19 protein-coding genes are annotated in these 19,316 nt (G+C 74.0%); 6 read left to right on the plus strand and 13 right to left on the minus strand.

What is annotated here, in order from left to right; all coding sequences use genetic code 11:
• Nucleotides 1-37: 37 nt before the first annotated feature.
• Nucleotides 38-664, plus strand: coding sequence for a membrane protein YczE (gene yczE, locus CHC11_RS20230; RefSeq protein WP_089313307.1), 627 nt, complete (start codon nt 38-40; stop codon nt 662-664).
• Here yczE and CHC11_RS20235 read toward each other — a convergent pair.
• The 4 genes from CHC11_RS20235 to CHC11_RS20250 form a co-directional block, all read right to left on the minus strand.
• Nucleotides 661-1,788: a glycerate kinase gene (locus CHC11_RS20235; protein ID WP_089313308.1), complete on the minus strand. Its 1,128-nt coding sequence runs from the start codon at nt 1,786-1,788 to the stop codon at nt 661-663. The two genes, yczE and CHC11_RS20235, sit on opposite strands and share 4 nt — an antisense overlap.
• A complete protein-coding gene (locus CHC11_RS20240; protein WP_089313309.1) occupies nt 1,788-2,678 on the minus strand; it encodes a hypothetical protein in 891 nt (296 codons plus the stop codon). The genes CHC11_RS20235 and CHC11_RS20240 overlap by 1 nt, the downstream gene beginning before the upstream one ends.
• On the minus strand, nt 2,675-3,790 hold the full coding sequence (locus tag CHC11_RS20245) for a S66 peptidase family protein (RefSeq protein WP_245919483.1): 1,116 nt from the start codon (nt 3,788-3,790) through the stop codon (nt 2,675-2,677). The genes CHC11_RS20240 and CHC11_RS20245 overlap by 4 nt, the downstream gene beginning before the upstream one ends.
• A gap of 88 nt (nt 3,791-3,878) precedes the next feature.
• Nucleotides 3,879-4,646: an SIR2 family NAD-dependent protein deacylase gene (locus CHC11_RS20250; protein WP_089313310.1), complete on the minus strand. Its 768-nt coding sequence runs from the start codon at nt 4,644-4,646 to the stop codon at nt 3,879-3,881.
• 140 nt (nt 4,647-4,786) lie between these two features.
• On the opposite strand from CHC11_RS20250, the gene CHC11_RS20255 reads away from it, so the two are divergent.
• Nucleotides 4,787-5,752, plus strand: a complete 966-nt coding sequence (locus CHC11_RS20255; protein ID WP_089313311.1) for a sulfotransferase family protein — start codon at nt 4,787-4,789, stop codon at nt 5,750-5,752.
• 4 nt (nt 5,753-5,756) lie between these two features.
• Here the strand turns inward: CHC11_RS20255 and CHC11_RS20260 are convergent, their stop codons facing one another.
• Nucleotides 5,757-7,718, minus strand: coding sequence for an ABC transporter ATP-binding protein (locus CHC11_RS20260; RefSeq protein ID WP_425427333.1), 1,962 nt, complete (start codon nt 7,716-7,718; stop codon nt 5,757-5,759).
• A gap of 197 nt (nt 7,719-7,915) precedes the next feature.
• Between CHC11_RS20260 and CHC11_RS20265 the strand changes: the two genes are divergently transcribed.
• The gene (locus CHC11_RS20265; protein ID WP_089313313.1) at nt 7,916-9,844 is read left to right on the plus strand and encodes a Xaa-Pro dipeptidyl-peptidase; all 1,929 of its coding nucleotides are present in this window, start codon (nt 7,916-7,918) and stop codon (nt 9,842-9,844) included.
• Nucleotides 9,845-9,895: 51 nt separating this feature from the next.
• Here CHC11_RS20265 and CHC11_RS20270 read toward each other — a convergent pair whose 3' ends face one another.
• The 3 genes from CHC11_RS20270 to CHC11_RS20280 all read right to left on the minus strand — a co-directional run bounded on the left by CHC11_RS20270 (nt 9,896) and on the right by CHC11_RS20280 (nt 12,797).
• Entirely contained in the window at nt 9,896-10,723 is an 828-nt protein-coding gene (locus tag CHC11_RS20270) for an enoyl-CoA hydratase/isomerase family protein (protein ID WP_089313314.1), read from the minus strand.
• A gap of 146 nt (nt 10,724-10,869) precedes the next feature.
• Entirely contained in the window at nt 10,870-11,082 is a 213-nt protein-coding gene (locus CHC11_RS20275) for a helix-turn-helix domain-containing protein (protein WP_021596738.1), read from the minus strand.
• 116 nt (nt 11,083-11,198) lie between these two features.
• Entirely contained in the window at nt 11,199-12,797 is a 1,599-nt protein-coding gene (locus tag CHC11_RS20280) for an ABC-F family ATP-binding cassette domain-containing protein (protein ID WP_089313315.1), read from the minus strand.
• A gap of 271 nt (nt 12,798-13,068) precedes the next feature.
• Here CHC11_RS20280 and CHC11_RS20285 point away from each other — a divergent pair, with 271 nt between their 5' ends.
• On the plus strand, nt 13,069-13,866 hold the full coding sequence (locus tag CHC11_RS20285) for a VOC family protein (protein WP_089313316.1): 798 nt from the start codon (nt 13,069-13,071) through the stop codon (nt 13,864-13,866).
• A 45-nt stretch (nt 13,867-13,911) separates the two neighbouring features.
• Here the strand turns inward: CHC11_RS20285 and CHC11_RS20290 are convergent, their stop codons facing one another.
• From CHC11_RS20290 to CHC11_RS20300, 3 genes are read right to left on the minus strand one after another with little or no spacing between them, the layout of a single operon-like run.
• Complete coding sequence (locus CHC11_RS20290; RefSeq protein WP_089313317.1) at nt 13,912-14,673, minus strand: AIM24 family protein; 762 nt, start codon at nt 14,671-14,673, stop codon at nt 13,912-13,914.
• A gap of 2 nt (nt 14,674-14,675) precedes the next feature.
• The gene (locus CHC11_RS20295; RefSeq protein ID WP_089313318.1) at nt 14,676-15,329 is read right to left on the minus strand and encodes an AIM24 family protein; all 654 of its coding nucleotides are present in this window, start codon (nt 15,327-15,329) and stop codon (nt 14,676-14,678) included.
• The gene (locus tag CHC11_RS20300; protein ID WP_245919486.1) at nt 15,329-15,967 is read right to left on the minus strand and encodes an AIM24 family protein; all 639 of its coding nucleotides are present in this window, start codon (nt 15,965-15,967) and stop codon (nt 15,329-15,331) included. The genes CHC11_RS20295 and CHC11_RS20300 overlap by 1 nt, the downstream gene beginning before the upstream one ends.
• A 67-nt stretch (nt 15,968-16,034) precedes the next feature.
• Between CHC11_RS20300 and CHC11_RS20305 the strand changes: the two genes are divergently transcribed.
• Entirely contained in the window at nt 16,035-16,430 is a 396-nt protein-coding gene (locus CHC11_RS20305) for an ABC transporter permease (RefSeq protein ID WP_089313320.1), read from the plus strand.
• Between the two features lie 188 nt (nt 16,431-16,618).
• Here CHC11_RS20305 and CHC11_RS20310 read toward each other — a convergent pair whose 3' ends face one another.
• Both CHC11_RS20310 and CHC11_RS20315 read right to left on the minus strand, forming a co-directional pair.
• A complete protein-coding gene (locus CHC11_RS20310; RefSeq protein WP_089313467.1) occupies nt 16,619-17,296 on the minus strand; it encodes a response regulator in 678 nt (225 codons plus the stop codon).
• Nucleotides 17,297-17,313: 17 nt separating this feature from the next.
• On the minus strand, nt 17,314-18,489 hold the full coding sequence (locus CHC11_RS20315; RefSeq protein WP_089313321.1) for a sensor histidine kinase: 1,176 nt from the start codon (nt 18,487-18,489) through the stop codon (nt 17,314-17,316).
• A 156-nt stretch (nt 18,490-18,645) separates the two neighbouring features.
• Here CHC11_RS20315 and CHC11_RS20320 point away from each other — a divergent pair, with 156 nt between their 5' ends.
• Entirely contained in the window at nt 18,646-19,221 is a 576-nt protein-coding gene (locus tag CHC11_RS20320) for a hypothetical protein (protein WP_089313468.1), read from the plus strand.
• The last annotated feature ends 95 nt before the right edge of the window (nt 19,222-19,316 follow it).

The raw sequence follows: 19,316 nt of genomic DNA on the forward strand, positions 1-19,316 counted from the left end.
TCCGGAACGCTGGCCGGCAGTGGAGGGGAAGCTCAAAATGGCCTTGATGGTGCGCCGCCTGATGCAGCTCTACGCTGGATTGGCCTTGTACGGGCTCGGAATCGCCCTCCAGGTGTCGTCCGGCCTCGGCAACGACCCCTGGGACGTCTTCCACCAGGGGCTCTCGCGGCGCTTCGGCCTGTCGATGGGCGCCTGGATCATCATCACGGGCGCGGTCGTGATGCTCGCGTGGATCCCGATGCGGCAGCGGCCCGGCATCGGGACCGTCAGCAACGTCGTCCTCGTCGGCGTCTTCGCCGACCTGTTCCTGTGGCTGCTGCCCGCACCGGACGCGCTCGCCGGACGCTGGGCCTACCTGATCGCCGCCGTGCTCGTGGGCGGCTTCGCCACCGGCTGCTACATCGGCGCCGGCCTCGGCCCGGGCCCGAGGGACGGGCTGATGACCGGCCTCGCTGCGCGCGGCCACTCGATCCGGGTGGTCCGGACGGCGATCGAGCTGGCCGTGCTGGCGGTCGGCTGGCTGCTCGGCGGCACCGTCGGCGTTGGAACGGTCCTGTACGCCGTGGCGATCGGGCCGCTGACCCACGTCCTGCTGCCCCGGCTGACCGTCCGGGCCCGCACGCCCGCGCCCGAACCCGAGCCCGAGCCCGCCTGCGTCCGCTAGCGGCGGAACAGGCGGACCGCCTGCTCGGCGACGGCGGTGAGCAGGGGCGCGGCGCCCGCCTTCAGCTCCTGCAGGGTGCGGGGGCCGTCGGCGAGGCTGAACGCGGCGGTCAGGCCGAGCGCGTGCAGCTCCTCCAGCGGGCCGGCGACGCCGCCGGCCAGGGCGACGCACGGGACGCCGCGGTCCCGGGCGAGCGCCGCGACCGCGGACACCACCTTGCCGCCGGCGCTCTGCCCGTCCACGCGGCCCTCCCCCGTGACGACGAGGTCGGCGCCGTCGAGCGCGGCGGGCAGGCCGACGGCTTCGGCGACCAGGAGCGCGCCCCCGGACGGCTCGGCGCCGAGCAGGCCGACGAGCCCGCCGCAGGTGCCGCCGGCCGCGCCCGCCCCGGGAAGGTCGTGCACGCGGGGGCCGCCGCGCGCGGCGACCGCGTCGGCGAAGACGGCCAGGGCGGCGTCCAGCTCGGCGACCTGGCCCGGGGACGCGCCCTTCTGCGGGCCGAACACGGCGGCGGCGCCGTGCGGCCCGACGAGCGGGTTGGTCACGTCGCAGGCCACCCGGAACCGGGTCGCGCGGACCTCCTCCGGTACCCCCGAGTCGTCGATCGACGCCAGGCGGGCGAGCGCGGCGCCGCCCGGCGGAAGCTCCCCGCCGGCGGCGTCCAGGAAGCGTACGCCGAGGGCGCGCAGCAGCCCGGCGCCGCCGTCGGTGCTGGCGCTGCCGCCGATGCAGACCAGCACGTCGCGGGCGCCGCGCCGCACCGCGTCGGCGATCAGCTCACCGGTGCCGGTGGTGGCGGCGTTCATCGGGTCGGGCGGGACGTCCTCGACCAGCGGCAGGCCGGACGCCGCGGCCAGTTCCACCACCGCCGAGCGCTCGTCTCCGGACAGCGCGTAGCGCGCCTTGACCGGGCGCCCCACCGGGTCGGTCGCGGCGACCTCGACCGCGTCGCCGCCGCGGGCGGTGAGGAAGCAGTCGAGCGTGCCCTCGCCGCCGTCGGCCATCGGCACGGCGGCCACCTGCGCGTCAGGCGCGGCGCGCCGGACGCCCGCGGCGACGGCCGCGCACACCTGCGCGGCGGACAGGCTGCCCTTGAACGAGTCCGGGGCGACGACGACCTTCATCAGTGCTCGGCCGCCAGCGTCGCGAGCACGGAGGCGAACTCCTCCGGCAGGACCATCGTGTCGCCCTCGTAGCGGGTCTCCAGGCAGGTCAGCTCGCCGGCGCGCCACCAGTACAGGTACGGGCTGAGCGAGCCGGGGCCCTCCTCGTAGGCGCGGTGCGCCTGCGCCTGGAGCTCGGTCGCCGCCGCCACGGCCTCGCGGTAGCGCGCCCTCGGGTGGCCATCGGCGATCCGGAGCGGGTGGGCGACGATGAGGCTGCGGTTGGGCGCGATGACCAGCGCGCCGTACGGGCCGATCGGCAGGTACTCCTCCAGCCACGCCAGGTGCGTGACGGCGTAGAACGTCCACCCGTGCAGGACCGAGACGCGGACGCCGCCGAGGTCCTGCTCGTCCAGCTGGAGCGGGCCGTCGGCGCGGACGTTGGCGCGGCCGAGCATGAACAGCGCGTCGCCCGACACCGGCCAGCCGCCCATCTCCTCGGTGGTGACGGTGCGGACGGTGGTGGGCGTGTCGACCACCACCACCTCGATCAGGCCGGGCGCGAAGGGCCGGGCCGCGAGCACCCCGTTGTCGGCCTCCGCCGGGTAGATGCGGGTGCGCAGCAGGTGCTGGGCGAGGTCGAAGTCGCTGAGGTCCAGCGGCTCCTCGATCGCGGTGACGATCGTGGTGACGTGGTCGGAGACCAGCGCGGGCCAGTCGTCGCGCGGCACGAGCCGCGCGAGCTGCCGCAGGTCGCGCAGGCTGACGTGCAGCCTGTTGGCGCCCTCCAGCAGCATGACCTCACCGGGCACACGGCTGCACCGGTAGCCGAGGCTCTCGGACACGAGGACGAGCAGGGAGTCGAGGGTTTCGTCGTCCCATGAATCGGGACGGGCGTGGCGGCCGCTCATCGCGCACCTCCCGGGGGCGCTTCGAGGGTGAGCGCGCCGGTGTCCGGCACGGCGGGGTGCGGATGTGCGGGGTCGTGGCCCGGCGGGGCCGGGGCGTGCAGCACGGCGGGGGCGCCGAGTTCCAGGGTGTTCTGGCGGGGGCCGTGCCCGGCCGGGAGGCCGGCGAGGATCGGGACGCCGAGCGGGCCGAGCCGGGCGGCGAACACCGCGTCGAGCTCGGCGGGGTCGCCGCAGTCCTTCCAGGAGCCGAGCGCGAACCCGGCGGCCCCGTCGAACCAGCCGGCCTGGAGCAGCTGGACGAGCATCCGGTCGATCCGGTAGGGCGCCTCGGTCACGTCCTCCAGGAAGACGATGCGGCCCGCGGCGGGCGGCGGGGCGTACGGGGTGCCGAGCACGGCCGCCAGGAGCGAGAGGGTGCCGCCGGTCAGCGGGCCCTCCGCCCGTCCGGGCCGCAGCGTGCGCGTCCCGGCGAGCACGGCAGGGCCGCCGAACAGGGCGGTGCGCAGGGCGTCCAGGGAGGCGTCCGCCGCCGGGTCGAGATCGGCGATCACTCCCGCGGGCATGGGGCCGAAGGACGTCGTGAGCCGCAGGCGCGTTCCAAAAGCGCCGTGCAGCGCGGTGATGTCGCTGGAGCCGTGCAGGATCTTGGGCCCGCCGCCGGAGGCGGCGGACGCCTCGGTCGCGGCGTGCAGGGCGTCCCAGTCGAGACGGTCCAGGACGCGGGTGGCGCCGTAGCCGCCCCGCGCGCAGACCACCGCGCGCACCTTCGGGTCGCACCAGGCGGCCTGGAGGTCGGCGGCGCGGTCGGCGTCGGTTCCGGCCAGCCGGTGCCAGTCGCCGCGCACCGGTCCCGCCGCGCCCAGGTTGACATGGTCGAGGGCGTGCTTGCCGACCACGACGTCAAGGCCGAGGTCGCGCAGGACGGCGCAGCCCGCCTCCAGCCGCGCGGGCTCGGCGGGGCCGCTGGGCGCGACCACCGCGACGCGGTCGCCGGGCCGCAACCGCGCGTACCTGCGGGCCTGCCGCGCGCGCTCCGCACCGCCGGGCGTGCCGACGGCGGGCGCGTCCGGCGACCCGTGGGTCGCCACCGCGCGGGCGCCCCCGCTGTTCAACCCGATCCCTCCTCGCACCGCGACGGATAGAGCTTGTCAGGATCCGGACGCCAGTGGAAGGGGCGACCGGTCACGACCCGCCAACAGATCATCGCCCCGCGCCGAGCGCGAGGCCCGCGAGGCGCGGCAGCGTCTCGCCGATCGGCCGGCGCAGCACCGCGTCGGCCAGCCCATCGTAGGGCGTCTCCTCCGCGTTGATGATCACCAGGCGGGCGCCGTGGTCGACCGCCTCCAGGCACAGCCCGGCGGCGGGCTGCACGGTGAGCGAGGTGCCGACGGCCAGGAACAGGTCGCAGGACCGCGCGGCGGCGATCGCCGCGTCCAGGACGTCCTGGTCGAGGGCCTGGCCGAAGGAGATCGTCGCGGATTTCTGGATGCCGCCGCACTCGGCGCAGGGCGGGTCGGCCTCCCCGGCCTCGACGCGCGCGATGATCTGCCGCATCGGGGTGCGCAGCTCGCAGGACAGGCACACGGCCTCGCGCACGGTCCCGTGGATCTCGATGACGGCCCCGTCGGAGGATCCGGCGCGCTGGTGCAGGCCGTCGATGTTCTGGGTGATCAGGGCGCGGAGCCGGCCCGCCCGCTCCAGCTCGACCAGCGCGGCGTGCGCGGCGTTGGGCTCGGCCTCCCACACCGGGTCGTCGCGCCGGGCCCGCCAGGCGCGGCGCCGCACCTCGGGGTCGGCGAGGTAGGAGCCGATCGTGGACATCGCCTCCGCCGACGGGTCGCGCGTCCAGACGCCGTTCGGGCCGCGGAAGTCGGGGATCCCGCTGTCGGTGGAGATGCCGGCGCCGGTGAGCACCGTGATCGCCTCGGCCTCCGGCAGAAGGCGGGCCAGCGTGATGGGAGCGTCCACCGCCCCATGGTAGGTCCAGGGCCGCACCGAGCGTCCGGTGACGGAACGGTCCGCTCCGGTTAACGGATGGGTATCGGGCGGGCCCTTACGGAGGGTCACGGACCGACCGGCCCTCAAAAGGTGACAAACTTGGCCCGGTTATGAGGTCGACGCCGCACATCCTGGTGATCAACGGCACCAAGGTCCGCCGCCCGGTGTTCATCCTGGGCGCGCCGCACTCGGGTGCGGAGCTGCTGGCGCGCGCGGTCAAGCGCTCCCCCGGCTTCCACCTGACCAGCGGCCGGCCGGACGTCCTGCGCGTCACCTACGCTTTCGCCCGGCAGCCCTCCATCGCCGAGCGCGGGGAGGGCGCCGCCCGCGTGCTGCGGGACGCCTACGCGCAGGCATGGCAGGTGTCGGCGCGGGCCTGCGGGGAGTGCCCGGACGAGTGCCGCGAGATGGGCGGGCTGCCGCCGCGCCCGCCCGGCCGGGCGGAAGGGCCCGCGCCCGGCTCCGAGCTGCCCGGCCCGTGCGTGCGGACGCAGGGACTCGCCCGGTACGCCGACGCCTCCCCGGACCTCATCTACAGCGCCGACGTGCTGCTGGACGCCTTCCCCGACGCCCAGCTCGTCCAGGTGATCCGGGACGGCCGGGACGTGGTCGCCGACATGCTGGCCGACGAGCGCTGCCTGGCCTGGTTCAAGCCGGGCCTGGCCAACCTCGACACGGTGTTCCCCAACCCGTTCCTCGGCGTCGAGGACCACACGGACCGGAGCCGGTGGCCGCGCGCGGCCACCGCCGTGAAGTGCGCCCTGCGGTGGCGGGGTTCCGTGCGGTTGAGCGCGAGACTCCGCCTCCAGGTCCCCGAGGAGCAGCTGGTCACGATTCGTTACGAGGACCTGGTGGCCCGGCCGCGCCGCGTCGGGGCCGAGCTGTCGGAGTACCTGGACGCGCCGCTGTCGAAGTCGGCGCTCTCGGGACTCGTGCGTGCCGGGGCGCGGGACGCCGCAGAGCCGGGCGTCGGGGAGTGGCGCGAGCGCCTCACCCCGCGGCAGGCGGCCCAGGTCGAGAAGATCGCGGGTACGGAGCTGCTGCGCCTCGGCTACCCGCTCGGCTCCGAGGCCTGAGCCGCTACTCGGCCCCCAGCGGCTCGGCCCGCCGCTCCCCCTCGGGGCCCGGATCGCGCTGGTGCGAGAACTGCGTGCGGTAGAGCTCGGCGTACAGGCCGCCCTCCAGGAGCAGCTCCTCGTGCCGGCCGCGCTCGGCGACCCGGCCGCCGTCGATCACCAGGATCTGGTCGGCCTCCCGGATCGTGGACAGCCGGTGCGCGATCACCAGCGACGTCCGGCCCGCGAGGGCGGTGCGCAGGGCCCGCTGGACGGCCGCCTCGGACTCGGAGTCCAGGTGCGCGGTCGCCTCGTCCAGAACGACCACCGACGGCGCCTTGAGCAGCAGCCGGGCGATCGCGAGCCGCTGCTTCTCCCCGCCCGACAGCCGGTAGCCGCGGTCGCCGACGACGGTGTCCAGGCCCTCGGACATGTCGGCGACGAGGTCGCCGATGTGCGCGGCCTCCAGCGCCGCGAGGATCTCCGCGTCGGAGGCGTCCGGGCGGGCGTAGCGCATGTTCTCGCGGATCGAGTCGTGGAACAGGTGGGCGTCCTGGCTGACGACGCCGATCTCGGCGCGCAGCGATTCGAGCGTGACCTCGCGGACGTCGACGCCGCCGATCCGGACCGCGCCGGCGGACACGTCGTACAGCCGCGACACCAGGTGCGTGATCGTCGACTTGCCCGCGCCGGACGGCCCGACGAGCGCGACCAGCTGCCCCGGCGCCGCGGTGAAGTCGACGTCGTGCAGCACCTCCCGGCCGGGCGCGGTGTCGGTGCGGGCGATCGACTCCAGCGAGGCGAGCGACACCTCGTCCGCGGAGGGGTAGGCGAACCGGACGTGGTCGAACTCGATCGACGGCGCCTTCACGAGCGCCGGGCCCGAGCCGTTGCCGGACGGCTTCCGGGCCTCGGGGAGCTCCCGGGCGTCCTCGCGGTCGCGGACCAGCGGCTTCAGGTCGAGCACCTCGAACACGCGGTCGAAGCTGACGAGCGCGGTCATCACGTCCACGTGCACGTTGGACAGCGCGGTCAGCGGCCCGTACATCCGGGTCAGCAGGGTGGCCAGCGCGACGAGCGTGCCGAGCTGGAAGGTGCCGTCCACCACAAGGTAGCCGCCGACGCCGTAGACCATGGCGGTGGCCAGCGCGGCGACCAGGGTCAGCGCGGTGAAGAAGACCCGCCCGTACATGGCGGCGATGACGCCGACGTCGCGGACGCGGGCGGCGCGGCCGGAGAAGTTCTCCTCCTCCTCGGCGGGCCGGCCGTAGAGCTTGGCGAGCATGGCCCCGGCGACGTTGAACCGCTCGGTCATGAGCGAGCCCATCTCGGCGTCCAGCACCATCTGCTCGCGGCTGACCCGCTGGAGCCGCTTGCCGACCCACTTGGCCGGCAGGATGAAGATCGGGAGCAGCAGCAGCGCGATCACCGTGACCTGCCAGGACAGGATGAGCATCGTCACCACCACCAGGACCAGGCTGATCACGTTGGACACCACCGACGAAAGGGTGGTGGTGAGGGCGCGCTGCGCGCCGATGACGTCGTTGTTGAGGCGGCTGACGAGCGAGCCCGTCTGCGCCCGCATGAAGAACGCGACGGGCTGCCGCTGGACGTGCGCGAACACCTGGCTGCGCAGGTCGTAGATGAGCCCCTCGCCGATGCGCGCCGAGTACCAGCGCTGGGCGAGGCCGAGCACGGCCTCCACCAGGGCGAGCCCGGCGACGGCGCCGGCGAGCCAGAGCACGACGCCCGACCGGCCCGGCACGATGCCGCGGTCGATGATCCCCTTGAGCAGCAGCGGGTTGGCGACGACGATCAGCGCGGCCAGCGAGTTCAGCGTGAGGAAGACCGCCAGCTCGCGGACGTAGGGCCGGGCGTAGCCCGCGATCCGCCCCACCGTGCCGGGCGCCAGCTTCTGCCGGGTGACGGAGCTGTCCTTGCGGAAGGACGCCATCACCTGCCAGCCGTTGCCCGGCATTCCCGGCATTCCCACGAGTGCCTCCGGTAGAGCTCGACGTGACCAAGGACGTAATCAAGTAAGCATCTCAGTATCCGGCGGGGACAACGCGCCCGCGCCCGCCGGTCTTCCCGGCTCCGCTCACGGCGTAACAGGCCTCTGGACAAGCCGCTCCCGGGGTGCCACCGTGATCTCCACTTCCAGGCTCACACCCCCCAGGAGCCCCCATGGGACGACGCCTCACCGGCGGCGCCGGCGTGATCACCCTCACCGCCGCGCTCGCCGCCGCCCCCGCGCTGCCGGCCGCGGCGGCCGGACCCACCAGGTCGGCGCCCCGGCCGCCGGGCGCCTCTCAGGTCACGGTGAGGAACGGGGAGACGCAGCCGGTGTTCTCCCGCGCCGACGCCGTCACCCAGACCGTGAACATCGAGACCACGGCCGACAGCGACCGCGACGGCGTGCGGGACCGCGTGCAGCTGCGGATCATGCGCCCGAGGGAGACCGACACCGCCGGGCTCAGGGTCCCGACGATCCTGGAGCCGAGCCCGTACTGGGCCGGGATCAACGACGTCCCGAACCACCCGGTCGACATCGGCGACGCCAGGGCCCGTTCGCTCACCACCACGCGGCGCGACCTGGCCGAGGTCTTCCCCGGCTACTACGACAACTACTTCCTGCCGCGCGGCTACGCCGTCGCCGACCTGGACAGCATCGGGACGGGCGGCTCGACCGGCTGCCCGACCTCCGGGGACCGCAGCGAGCAGGCGGGCGCGAAGGCCGCCGTGGACTGGCTGAACGGGCGGGCCCGGGGCTGGACCCCGGACGGCGCGCCGGTGAGGGCGACCTGGTCCACCGGGAACGTCGGCATGATCGGCCAGTCCTACGACGGGACGCTCCCGAACATGGCCGCCGCCACCGGAGTCGAGGGACTGAAGGCCGTCGTGCCGATCGCGGGCATCTCCAGCTGGTACGACTACTACCGCGCGGGCGGCGGCGTGGTCGCGCCCGGCGGCTACCAGGGCGAGGACCTGGACGTCCTGGCCAAGGCCGTGCTGACCCGCGAGGACCCCGAGGTCTGCGCGAAGGTCATCGACGCTATCGAGGCGGCCCAGGACCGCGAGACCGGCGACTACTCCGCGGTGTGGGCCGAGCGCGACTACGTCGGGCAGGCGCGGAGGGTGCGGGCCGCCGTCATGGTGGTGCACGGGCTCAACGACTGGAACGTCAAGATCAAGAACTCCGTGCAGTGGTGGAACGCGCTGAAGGAGGCGGGCGTCCCGCGCAAGCTGTGGCTCCACCAGGGCAACCACTCCACGCCGTTCCGCTGGCGGGTCGAGGAGTGGCTGCGCCAGACGCTGCACTGGTTCGACCGCTACCTGTACGGCGTCCGCAACGGGATCGAGCGCGAGCCGCGCGTCGACGTCCAGCACGCGGACGGGACGTGGGAGACGGCGGAGGACTGGCCCGTCCCCGGCACCCGCACCGTCCCGGTCGGCCTCAACGCGGGCCCGTCCGGGCAGCCGGGCGTCCTCGGCCCCAAGCCCCGGCCCGGCGCGGCCCAGTCGTTCACGGACGCGGGCAGGACCCGCACGGCCGAGCAGCTCCTCGTGGGCGAGGACCTGGCCGACCCGAACCGGCTCGCCTACCTGACCGGGCCGCTGGCGAAGCCCGTCCGGGTGGACGGCGTCCCCTCGATGTCGCTGCGGGCCTCCCTCGACGGCCGGTCGCCGTACCTGACCGCACTGCTGGTCGACTACGGCACCGACACCCGTCCCACGGGCGCGCGGGTCAACACCGGCGAGGAGGTCTGCTACGGCCAGGGCGTGCCGGGCGACTCCGGCTGCACGATCCGGCAGGCGCTGCACACCGAGACCGCCCCCTACAAGATCATCACGCGGGGGTGGCTGGACGCGCGGAACCGGCACGGCTTCGCCCGGACCGAGCCGATCGAGGCGGGGCGGACCTACACCTTCCGGTGGGACCTCGAACCGGCCGACTACACGGTGAAGGCCGGCCACCGGCTCGGCGTGATCGTGCTGTCCACCGACTACGACTACACCCTCCGGTACCCGGCGGGGACGAGGGTCGACGTGCGGCCGGGCGTCAGCAGGGTGCTGCTGCCGCTGGCGCGGGGCGGCCGGGAGTCGCTCCGGTAGCGCGGCGCGGCGGGCCCTGTCCGGGGGACGCCCCTCCCCCGGCCCGCCCGCTCACGAGCCGAAGACCTCGCGGAGGCGGCCGATCTGCTCGCGGCGCTCGGCGGCGCACTGCTCGTCGAGGGTGTTCTCCGCGGCCTGCCACAGCAGCCGCTTGGTCGCGGCGGCCGCACCCGGGTTCACCGCGAGCAGGGCGTCCGCCAGGTCGCGGACGGCGCCGTCCAGGCCCTCGCGCGGGACGACGGTCTCGGCGAGCCCGATCCGGGCCGCCTCGTCGGCGAGCACCGTCCGGGCGGTGAGGCACAGCTCCAGCGCCCGCCCGACCCCCACGATCTCGACCAGCGGCTTGGTGCCGGTCAGGTCCGGCACGAGCCCGAGCGCGGGCTCCTTCATGCAGAACCGGGTGTCCTCGGCGATCACCCGGATGTCGCAGGCCAGCGCGAGCTGGAAGCCGGCGCCGATGGCGTGGCCGTGCACCGCCGCGACGGAGACGATGTCGGGGCGCCGCAGCCAGGTGTAGCCCTCCTGCAGCCCGGCGATGAAGCGGTCGGTGCCCTCGGCGTCGGCGCCGCCGGTGAACCCCTCGCCGCCTGCGCCGCCGGAGAACATGCCGAGGTCGATGCCCGCCGAGAACGAGGGTCCCTCGCCCCGCAGGACGACGACGCGCACGCCCGCGGGCAGGGAGCGCCCGATCGCGGCGAGTCCGCGCCAGGTCGCGAACGTCATGGCGTTGCGCCGCTCGGGCCGGTTCAGGGTGACGGTCGCGACCGCGCCGTCCACGTCCAGCCGCAGGCCCGCCTCGTCGAGGCCGGGCGGGACGGACTCCGCCGTCTCCGGCGCCGTGGCCGTTTCCGGCCTGCCGGCCGTGGTCGCGTCCCCCATGGGTCTTCCCTCCGATGAGCGTTCGGGTCCCGCCCCGCCGTCCACGGGGCGGGACCCGCAATCCTGTCCGCCGCCGCGACCGAACCTTACTCGGTCGGTCGCGGCGCCGGGTCAGGCGGTGCGCTCATCCGGGGGCCGGTGTCCGGTCAGGACTTCTTGCCCCGGGTCGCGCCACCGCGACCGCGCAGGTTGACGCCGGACTCGGTCAGAATCCGGTGGATGAAACCGTACGAGCGGCCGGTGGCGGCTGCCAGGGCGCGGATGCTCTCGCCGGAGTCGTACCTCTTCTTCAGGTCCGCCGCCAGCTTGTCGCGCTCGGCACCGGTCACGCGGGTGCCCTTCTTCAGGGTCTCGGCCACGAGTACCTCCCGTAGTGATGTGGTGACCGCTGCGTTATCCCCCGCCATGATCAGTCATTCCCGCCGGTTCGGCTACCCACTCGGCCAGAAAAGATCTGCGGAAGTCACTCCGCAGGTCACGCGAGGGCCACCAGATCGGCAAACTCGTCACTCCAGATGTCTTCCACACCATCTGGGAGCAAAATCACTCTTTCCGGTGCGAGCGCCTCGACCGCGCCCTCGTCGTGGGTCACCAGGACGATCGCTCCGGCGAACGTCCGCAGCGCGGCGAGGATCTCCTCGCGGCTCGCCGGGTCGAGGTTGTTGGTGGGCTCGTCCAGCAGCAGCACGTTGGCGCTGGAGACCACGAGCATCGCCAGTGCCAGCCGGGTCTTCTCGCCGCCGGACAGCACCCCGGCGGGCTTGTCGACGTCGTCCCCGGAGAACAGGAACGAGCCGAGTATCTTGCGGACCTCGACCGGTGCCATGCCGGGGGCGGCGGACTGCATGTTCTCCAGGACGGACCGCTCGACCTCCAGCGTCTCGTGCTCCTGCGCGTAGTAGCCGATCCGCAGCCCGTGCCCGGGCACGACCGTCCCGGTGTCGGCCTTGTCGACCCCTGCCAGCAGCCGCAGGAGGGTCGTTTTCCCGGCGCCGTTCAGGCCCAGAATGACGACCCGGCTGCCCCGGTCGATGGCCAGGTCCACGTCGGTGAATATCTCCAAAGATCCGTACGATTTCGACAAACCCTCCGCGGTGAGGGGGGTTTTGCCACAGGGAGCCGGGTCCGGGAAGCGAATTTTGGCCACCTTGTCGGCCTGCCGCTCGCCCTCGACGCCCGCCAGCAGCTGCCGGGCCCGCCGGTCCATCTGCTGGGCCGCCTTGGCCTTGGTGGCCTTGGCCCGCATCTTGTCGGCCTGCGACAGCAGCGTCGAGGCCTGCCGCTGCGCGTTCGCCGACTCGCGCTTGCGGCGCCGCTCGTCGGTCTCCCGCTGGTCGAGGTACTTCTTCCAGCCGACGTTGTAGATGTCGATCACGCCGCGGTTGGCGTCCAGGTGGAACACCCGGTTGACCACCGCGTCCAGCAGCTCCACGTCGTGGCTGATGACGACGAGGCCGCCCTGGTGGCCCTTCAGGAAGTCGCGCAGCCAGACGATCGAGTCGGCGTCCAGGTGGTTGGTGGGCTCGTCCAGCAGCAGGGTGTCGGCGCCGGAGAACAGGATGCGGGCCAGCTCGACGCGCCGCCGCTGGCCGCCCGACAGCGTGCCGAGCGGCTGGGTCATCACCCGGTCCGGCAGGCCGAGGCTGGAGGCGATGGAGGCGGCCTCGGCCTCGGCGCTGTAGCCGCCGAGGACGTGCAAGCGCTCCTCCAGCCGCCCGTACCGGCGGACGGCCTTGTCGCGCCCGGCGCCGGTCGCGGTCGCCATCGCCTCCTCGGCGGCGCGCAGGTCGCGGATCACCTCGTCCAGCCCGCGGGCCGACAGGATCCGGTCGCGGGCCAGCTCGTCCAGGTCGACGCCGCGGGGGTCCTGCGGCAGGTAGCCGATGGTCCCGGAGGACGTCACGGCGCCCTGCGCGGGCAGCGCCTCGCCCGCCAGGACCTTGGTGAGCGTGGTCTTGCCGGCGCCGTTGCGGCCGACGAAGCCGACCCGGTCGCCGGGGTTGACCCGGAAGCTGGCGGCCTCGATCAGCAGCCGGGACCCGGCGCGCAGCTCGATGTCTTTCGCGATGATCACAGTGACAGGGCTCCCCTGACGGACGGCTCGGGTGGACAGGCACGAAGAAGCGCGCCGCGCGGTCCTGTGACCGGGGCGCGCTGGGCGGCCTGTCAGTTCGGGAGCGGAACCATTCGCCCAGTGTACGTGAAGCCGGACCGGTCCCGGCCATGGCGGAGCCCGCCGGGATCCGATGTGTAGACGCGCAGGGCGGGGCCAGGATGGGAAGTGGCGAGCGTGCGGCGGGACGACACCGGGGCCACGGTCCCCAGCACGAAGGAGTGTGAGTCGGATGACCCACGTCACGGGCAACGTGCCGGACGGGACGCCCAACTGGCTGGACATCGGCGTCCCCGATCTCGACCGGGCCAGGACGTTCTACGGGACCCTCATGGGCTGGCAGTTCCAGGACGCCGGACCGGAGGCGGGGCATTACAACATGTGCAACCTGCGCGGCGAGCCCGTCGCCGGGATGATGCAGAACCCCGAGGGCGAGGCGGACGTGTACTGGTGGAGCGTCTACTTCGCCGCCGACGACTGCGACGGGCTCGCCAAGCGGGCCACCGACGCGGGCGGGGAGGTCGTCGTCCCGTCCATGGACGTGATGGACCTCGGCCGCATGGCGGTCCTGCGCGACCCGCAGGGCGCGCATTTCGGCCTGTGGCAGGGCCGCTCACACCCCGGCTCGCGGATCGTGAACGTCCCGGGCTCGTACGCGTGGAACGAGCTCGTCACGCGCGACTCGGCCGCGGCCGGGGAGTTCTACAAGGCGGTGTTCGGCTACGAGCTGGAGCCGATGGAGGGCGACATGGACTACACCGTCCTGCATCGGGCGGGCGACGGGCGCTACGTCGGCGGCATCCTCGGCGGATCCCAGATCGCCCTCGGCGGCGGCGACCGCCCCGCCTCGTCCTGGACGACGTACTTCGCGGTCGACGACGCCGACGAGGCGGTCCGAAGGGTCCGCGCGGGCGGCGGCACCATCGACTCCGAGCCGCAGGACACCCCGTACGGGCGGGCGGCGGGGGTCCGCGACCCCTTCGGGGTCCCGTTCCACGTGATCAAGCCCGCGCAGGAGCCGCAGTCCTGACCCGGTGGCCCGGGGGCCGGACGTGCTCCGTCCGGCCCCCGGGGGTCAGCCCTGGCGCTCGGCGGAGAGCCGCTGCGTGATCGTGTGCTGGAGGCGCTGAAGGCCGGACGTGCCGACCAGCCCGATCTGGCCTTCGAGGTCGCGCAGCAGGACGTCCTCGTTCATCACGACCTCCGACGACTGCATCATCACGGTGCCCTTGCCGGTGAAGTCGAACTGGTGCTCCTCGCCGGACGAGCCGCCGATCCCGAAGATCATCCGGGCGGCGCCGAACGCGCCGCGCATGTAGGAGTGGTCGTAGTGGTGGCACGGCGACGGGCAGTCGGCCCAGCCGAGCAGCGCCTGCGGGTCGACGCGGATCGGCGGTTCGACGAAGTGCACGGGGCCGTTGGAGGCGGCGACGAACCGGCCCGTGCCGATCAGGGTCAGGAACCCGGGGATGATCGACTGCTTGAGCTCCAGGCCCGGCTCGAAGGCGAGCAGGTTCCCCGCCCGGACGGTGAGGTTGCCCTCCTCCAGGTCGAAGGAGTTGACGTCGAACCCGCGGTCGGCGAGGACGAGCTTGCCCTGCCCCTGCGCGACGATCCAGTCCTGCGCGTACAGCGGGGAGTTGAAGGTGTGCGCGACGAGGGAGTCCAGCGGGCCGGCCGACAGCGCCTCGAACCTGATCTGCCCGTAGTAGGCGATCATCTTGCCCTTCTGCGCGAACCACTGCCCGTTGAGGTCGACGCTGAAGGCGTAGGGGTTGACGTTGTCGTTGGACGGCAGCGTCGTGGGGTTCCAGGTCCGCGTCCCGAACGTGCTCACGGTCAGATCTTCCTCTCGCTGGCCTGGACGTAGACGACGCCGGAGCCGCTCAGCTCCAGCTGGAAGCCCTCGCCGGAGCCGCGCCCGATCAGGTCGCGCAGCCCCACCGCCGTGGTGAGCTTGTTCTGCACCTGGCCGCGGTGGGCCACGTACGCCTGCGGGTCGACGTGGACGGGACGCTGCGGGGTGATCGGCAGCTCCATCACGCCGCCGTGCGACAGCAGCGCGCACGCGCCGTGCCCGGTGAGCGTCGTGGTGAACAGGCCCTGCCCGGTGACCGCGCCGCGCACGATGCCGCGCACGCCGCCCTGCTCGCCCATGAACATGGTGCCGACCTGCAGGGTCGCGTCGTGCACCAGCAGCCGGTCGGCCTCGGCGTACAGGGTGTCGGCGCCGTTCAGCTCGACGACGGACACGTGCAGCCCGCCGTGGCCGAACATGACGCTGCCCTGGCCGGTCACGTGCATCATCGCGCTGTGCTCGCCGGCGACGGCGCGCCCGAGCGTGCCGCCGATGCCCTGCCCCGCCGTGGTGGTCGGGGCGAACGACACGGGGCCGGTGTAGGCCAGCATGGCGCCGCGCTTGCTGTAGACCTCCTGCCCCGGTCCGATCCGGACCTCGAGCATCTTGGAGTTGATCGACTGGTAGCCGGGCATCAGATCTCCAGAATCCCGCCGCGCTCGGCCGGTTGGACGTAGACCAGCCCGTGCCCCTGGTACCGGAACTGCACGCTCTCCCCCGATCCCTGACCGATCACCGTCCGCCAGTTGACGTCGGTGACCACGTCCTGCTGAAGCTGCCCGTGGTGGCAGACGTAGGCGTGCGGGTCGACGCACAGCGGCGTCTGCGGCGTCACCTCCAGCGCGATGGCCGGTCCCTGCGACAGGACCGCCACCGTCCCGTGCCCCTCGACCTTGGTGGTGGCGAGGCCCTGGCCGGTGCCCATCCCCCGCAGCCCCACGAACTGCACGCCCGTGTTCAGGTTCCCGTCGAGCGCCAGCAGGCTCTCCGACTCCACGAACAGGGTGTCGCCGGTGAGCTGGACGAGCGTCACCTCCGTCGCCTCGCTCGCCAGGTAGACCGTCCCCTGCCCGGTGATCTCCATGAGGGTCATGCCCTCGCCGGCGATCCTGCGCTTGAGTGCGCCGCGCAGGCCCTCGCCGCCCGTCATGCCCTGCCGCTTGAACGCCATCTGGCCCTCGTAGGCCACCATCGCGCCGTTCAGCGCCCGGATCGTCTCGCCGCCGAGGTCGACGGCGAGCATCTTCGAGCCGTTCATTCGAAATTGCGCCACGAAGCGAGAAGATACAGCCCGGCGCGTTGCCGGACCGCCCGGTGCGCCGATCGGGAAGGATGAGCACATGTGGATCGCTCCCGAACGCCGCAGTCTCACCCGGTGGGCCGTCCCAGGGCTCGTCCTGGGCGCCGGTGTGGTGGTCGGGGCCGTGCTGGCCGCCGACGGGCGGTCCGGGACGGCCCTCGTCGCGCTGGCCGCGCTGGCCGGGTACGCGGCGTACCTCGCCTACCGCCGCGACGAGCCGGCGCTGCCGCTCAGTGAGGGGTTCGGGTCGGGGACCCGGGCCCGCGCGCACCTGCGCGCCGCCGCCATGACGGGGGACGTGCTGACCGTCGCGGTCGTCGGCGGCCTCGTGGTGCAGGCGCTGCGCGGCGCCGACATCACCGCCTACGCGTGGCTGGCGGCCGTCGCCGGCGTGACGTACCTGCTGTCGGCGATCGCCGGCGGCCGCGGGCTGTGACCGGTCGCCGACCGGCCGGTGAGCTGCGGGTCGGCTTGGCGCACCGGCTGGAGACGCACGTCCCGGCGCCGGGCATGACGACGCGTCCGACGACCTGGTCGTGATGGACGAGGTCGGCCGCTGCCTCGGCAACGGCCGGGCGGCCGACCCGATCCGGGCCATCTCGCGCTGAGATCGCCGCTGCGGGCCTAGACCGTCCCGGATGATCCCATATGTGGATCAAGGCCGGAGAGTCCCGTAACGGCCGTCTCCTGCGCGAGGATGGCCGCCTGGACGCGGCTGGCGAACCCGAGCTTGCCGAGGATGCGGCTCACGTGCGTCTTGGTGGTCGTCTCCGCCATGGCGAGCCGGGCCGCGATCTGCCCGTTCGACAGGCCCTCCCCCAGGCAGGCGAACACCTCGCGCTCGCGCGGCGTCAGCTCCGCCAGCCCCGGCACCTCCGCCGGGGCCGCGGGCCGGGCGGCGAAGGCGCCGATCAGCCGCCGGGTGACCTGGGGGGCGATGATGCCCTCGCCCGCCGCGACCGTCCGCACGGCCTCCACCAGCCTGTCGGCGTCGACGTCCTTGAGCAGGAACCCGGCGGCGCCCGCCCGCAGCGCCCCGAACACGTACTCGTCCATGTCGAACGTCGTCAGCACCAGCACGTCGGTGAACGCGGAGATCCGCCGGGTGGCCTCGATGCCGTCCAGGCGGGGCATGCGGACGTCCATGAGCACCACGTCGGGCCGCAGCTCCCCGGCCAGCTCCACCGCCCGCGCCCCGTCGGCGGCCTCGCCGACCACCCGCACGTCCGGCGCGGCGCCGAGGATCAGCACCAGCCCCGCCCGCACGGCCGCCTGGTCGTCGGCGACCAGGACGTCGATCACGCCGCCCCGCCCCGCGCTCACGCCGCCCCGCCCAGCGAGTCGACGGGCAGCTCGGCGTGCACCCGCCACCGGCCGCCGTCCGGCCCGGCGGCGAACCTCCCGGCGAGCATCACGGCGCGCTCGCGCATCCCGACCAGGCCGCTGCCGGTGCCGGGCAGCCGGGAGACGTCCCGGCCGAGCGGGCTCAGCACGTCGATCACCACGTGCCCGCCCGCGTACTCCACCCGCACGTCGGCGCACCCCGACCCGGCGTGCTTCAGCGCGTTCGTCAGCGCCTCCTGGACGATCCGGTAGGCGGCCAGCTCGACCGCCGCGGGCAGCTCCGGCTGCCTTCCCGCGACCTCCAGCCGCGCCGAGAGGTCGGACCGCGCGGTGTGCCGGACGAGCCGGTCCAGCTCCGCCAGCCGCGGCCGGGCCGCCGGGTCCGCGTCGTCGCCCTCCCGCAGGAGCCCGATCATCCGCCGCATCTCGGCGAGCCCCTGCACGCTGTTCTCCCGGATGACCTCCATCGCCCGGTCCACCTCCTCCCGGTCCAGGCCCCGCACCTTCAGCACGGCCGAGGAGTGCAGCGCGACCGCGCTGAGGTGGTTGGCGATCACGTCGTGCAGCTCGCGGGCCATCCGGGCGCGCTCGGCGGTCACGGCGGCCCGCCGGTCCATCTCGGCCAGCCGCGCCACCTGCTCGGCGCGCTCCCGCTCCGTCTCGGCCCGGGACCGGTGCTCCCGGACGGCCATCGCGGTCAGCACCGGCGTCACCCACACCACCCCGGCGACCGACGCCCCGAGCACGCCGACCGCGACGCCGCGCAGCGCCACCGCCGCCGCGACCGCCACCGCCGCGCTCGCCGCGAGCGTCGCCCCGAGCAGCCACTCCGCCGTCCGGCGCCGCCCGTACAGGCTCGCCGCGTACAGCGCGTCCCCGTAGATCATCGCGGTGGCGAGGCTCGGCCCGAAGGCGACGTCGGCGAAGTTGAACGGCGTCGCCAGCAGCAGCCCGGTGAGCGGGGCCGTCCGCCTCAGCGGCATCGCCGCGCACAGCCCGATCAGCGGGAGCAGGCGCAGCCCGAACGAGGGGTTCCAGCCCTCGGACCACACGGTGTGCCCGTGCGCCGCGAGCACCACGAGACCGCCCGCGAGCGCGGCGACGGCGATCAGCGCGTCCTGGCGGGTGGTGAGACGTCGGAGCCTGTGCACGGGTCCATCACAGCATCCCCACGGGGATGGCTCGTCCGTCCAGGTGAGGAGCGCGCGTACATCCTTCGGACGACCCGCGAAACCTCACCGCAGACGACGATCCGCCCCCGTCCCGGGGCGGACGATGGGATCTCGGCCGTCGAGAAGGGATTCCACGTGCTCCTAGCGGTGATCGCCGGATGCGAGATCGGCTTCTGGGTCCTGCTCGCCGCGGGCCTCCTCGCCCGCTACGCGCTGCGCCTGCGCCGCGCCGGGGCGGCGCTCCTGCTGTGCGTCCCGCTGGTCGACCTGGTCCTGCTGGCCGCCACGGCCATCGACCTGCGCGGCGGCGCCGCCGCCGGCGCCGCCCACGGGCTGTCGGCGGCCTACCTCGGCTACTCGGTCGCGTTCGGCCACAGCATGATGCGCTGGGCGGACGAGCGCTTCGCCCACCGCTTCGCCGGCGGACCGCCGCCCGCCCGCAGACCGCGGTACGGGGCGGCGCGCGCCCGCTACGAGTGGCGCGAGTTCGGCAAGGCCGCCCTCGCCACGGCCATCGCCTGCGCGCTGCTCCTGGCGATGATCGCCCTGGTCGGCGACGCCGACCGCACGCAGGCCCTCGACGCATGGCTGGGGCGCCTCGGAGTCGTCCTGGCGATCTGGTTCCTGTGGCCGGTCACGACCACCCTCTGGCCGCCCAAGCCGCGGGACGGCGCCACCCGCGCCCCCGCCGAGCACGCACGGCCAGAGTGACGATCGGCAGGTCGAACTCCTGCTCGGCCGTCTCCCGCGTGGCGCGAGACAGTCACGCCGCGGCAGCGGCTCGCCGGGGCCGGGCGCACCGGCGA

The sequence above is a fragment of the Actinomadura mexicana genome, from assembly GCF_900188105.1.
GTDB lineage: Bacteria > Actinomycetota > Actinomycetes > Streptosporangiales > Streptosporangiaceae > Spirillospora > Spirillospora mexicana.

Coding starts and splice junctions, on each gene's coding strand:
- CHC11_RS20260 (WP_425427333.1), bottom strand. CDS start 7,718: ATGCCGGGAATGCCGGGCAACGGCTGGCAGGTGATGGCGTCCTTCCGC.
- CHC11_RS20255 (WP_089313311.1), top strand. CDS start 4,787: ATGAGGTCGACGCCGCACATCCTGGTGATCAACGGCACCAAGGTCCGC.
- CHC11_RS20295 (WP_089313318.1), bottom strand. CDS start 15,329: ATGCCCGGCTACCAGTCGATCAACTCCAAGATGCTCGAGGTCCGGATC.
- CHC11_RS20240 (WP_089313309.1), bottom strand. CDS start 2,678: ATGAGCGGCCGCCACGCCCGTCCCGATTCATGGGACGACGAAACCCTC.
- CHC11_RS20305 (WP_089313320.1), top strand. CDS start 16,035: ATGTGGATCGCTCCCGAACGCCGCAGTCTCACCCGGTGGGCCGTCCCA.
- yczE (WP_089313307.1), top strand. CDS start 38: ATGGCCTTGATGGTGCGCCGCCTGATGCAGCTCTACGCTGGATTGGCC.
- CHC11_RS20285 (WP_089313316.1), top strand. CDS start 13,069: ATGACCCACGTCACGGGCAACGTGCCGGACGGGACGCCCAACTGGCTG.
- CHC11_RS20265 (WP_089313313.1), top strand. CDS start 7,916: ATGGGACGACGCCTCACCGGCGGCGCCGGCGTGATCACCCTCACCGCC.
- CHC11_RS20270 (WP_089313314.1), bottom strand. CDS start 10,723: ATGGGGGACGCGACCACGGCCGGCAGGCCGGAAACGGCCACGGCGCCG.
- CHC11_RS20235 (WP_089313308.1), bottom strand. CDS start 1,788: ATGAAGGTCGTCGTCGCCCCGGACTCGTTCAAGGGCAGCCTGTCCGCC.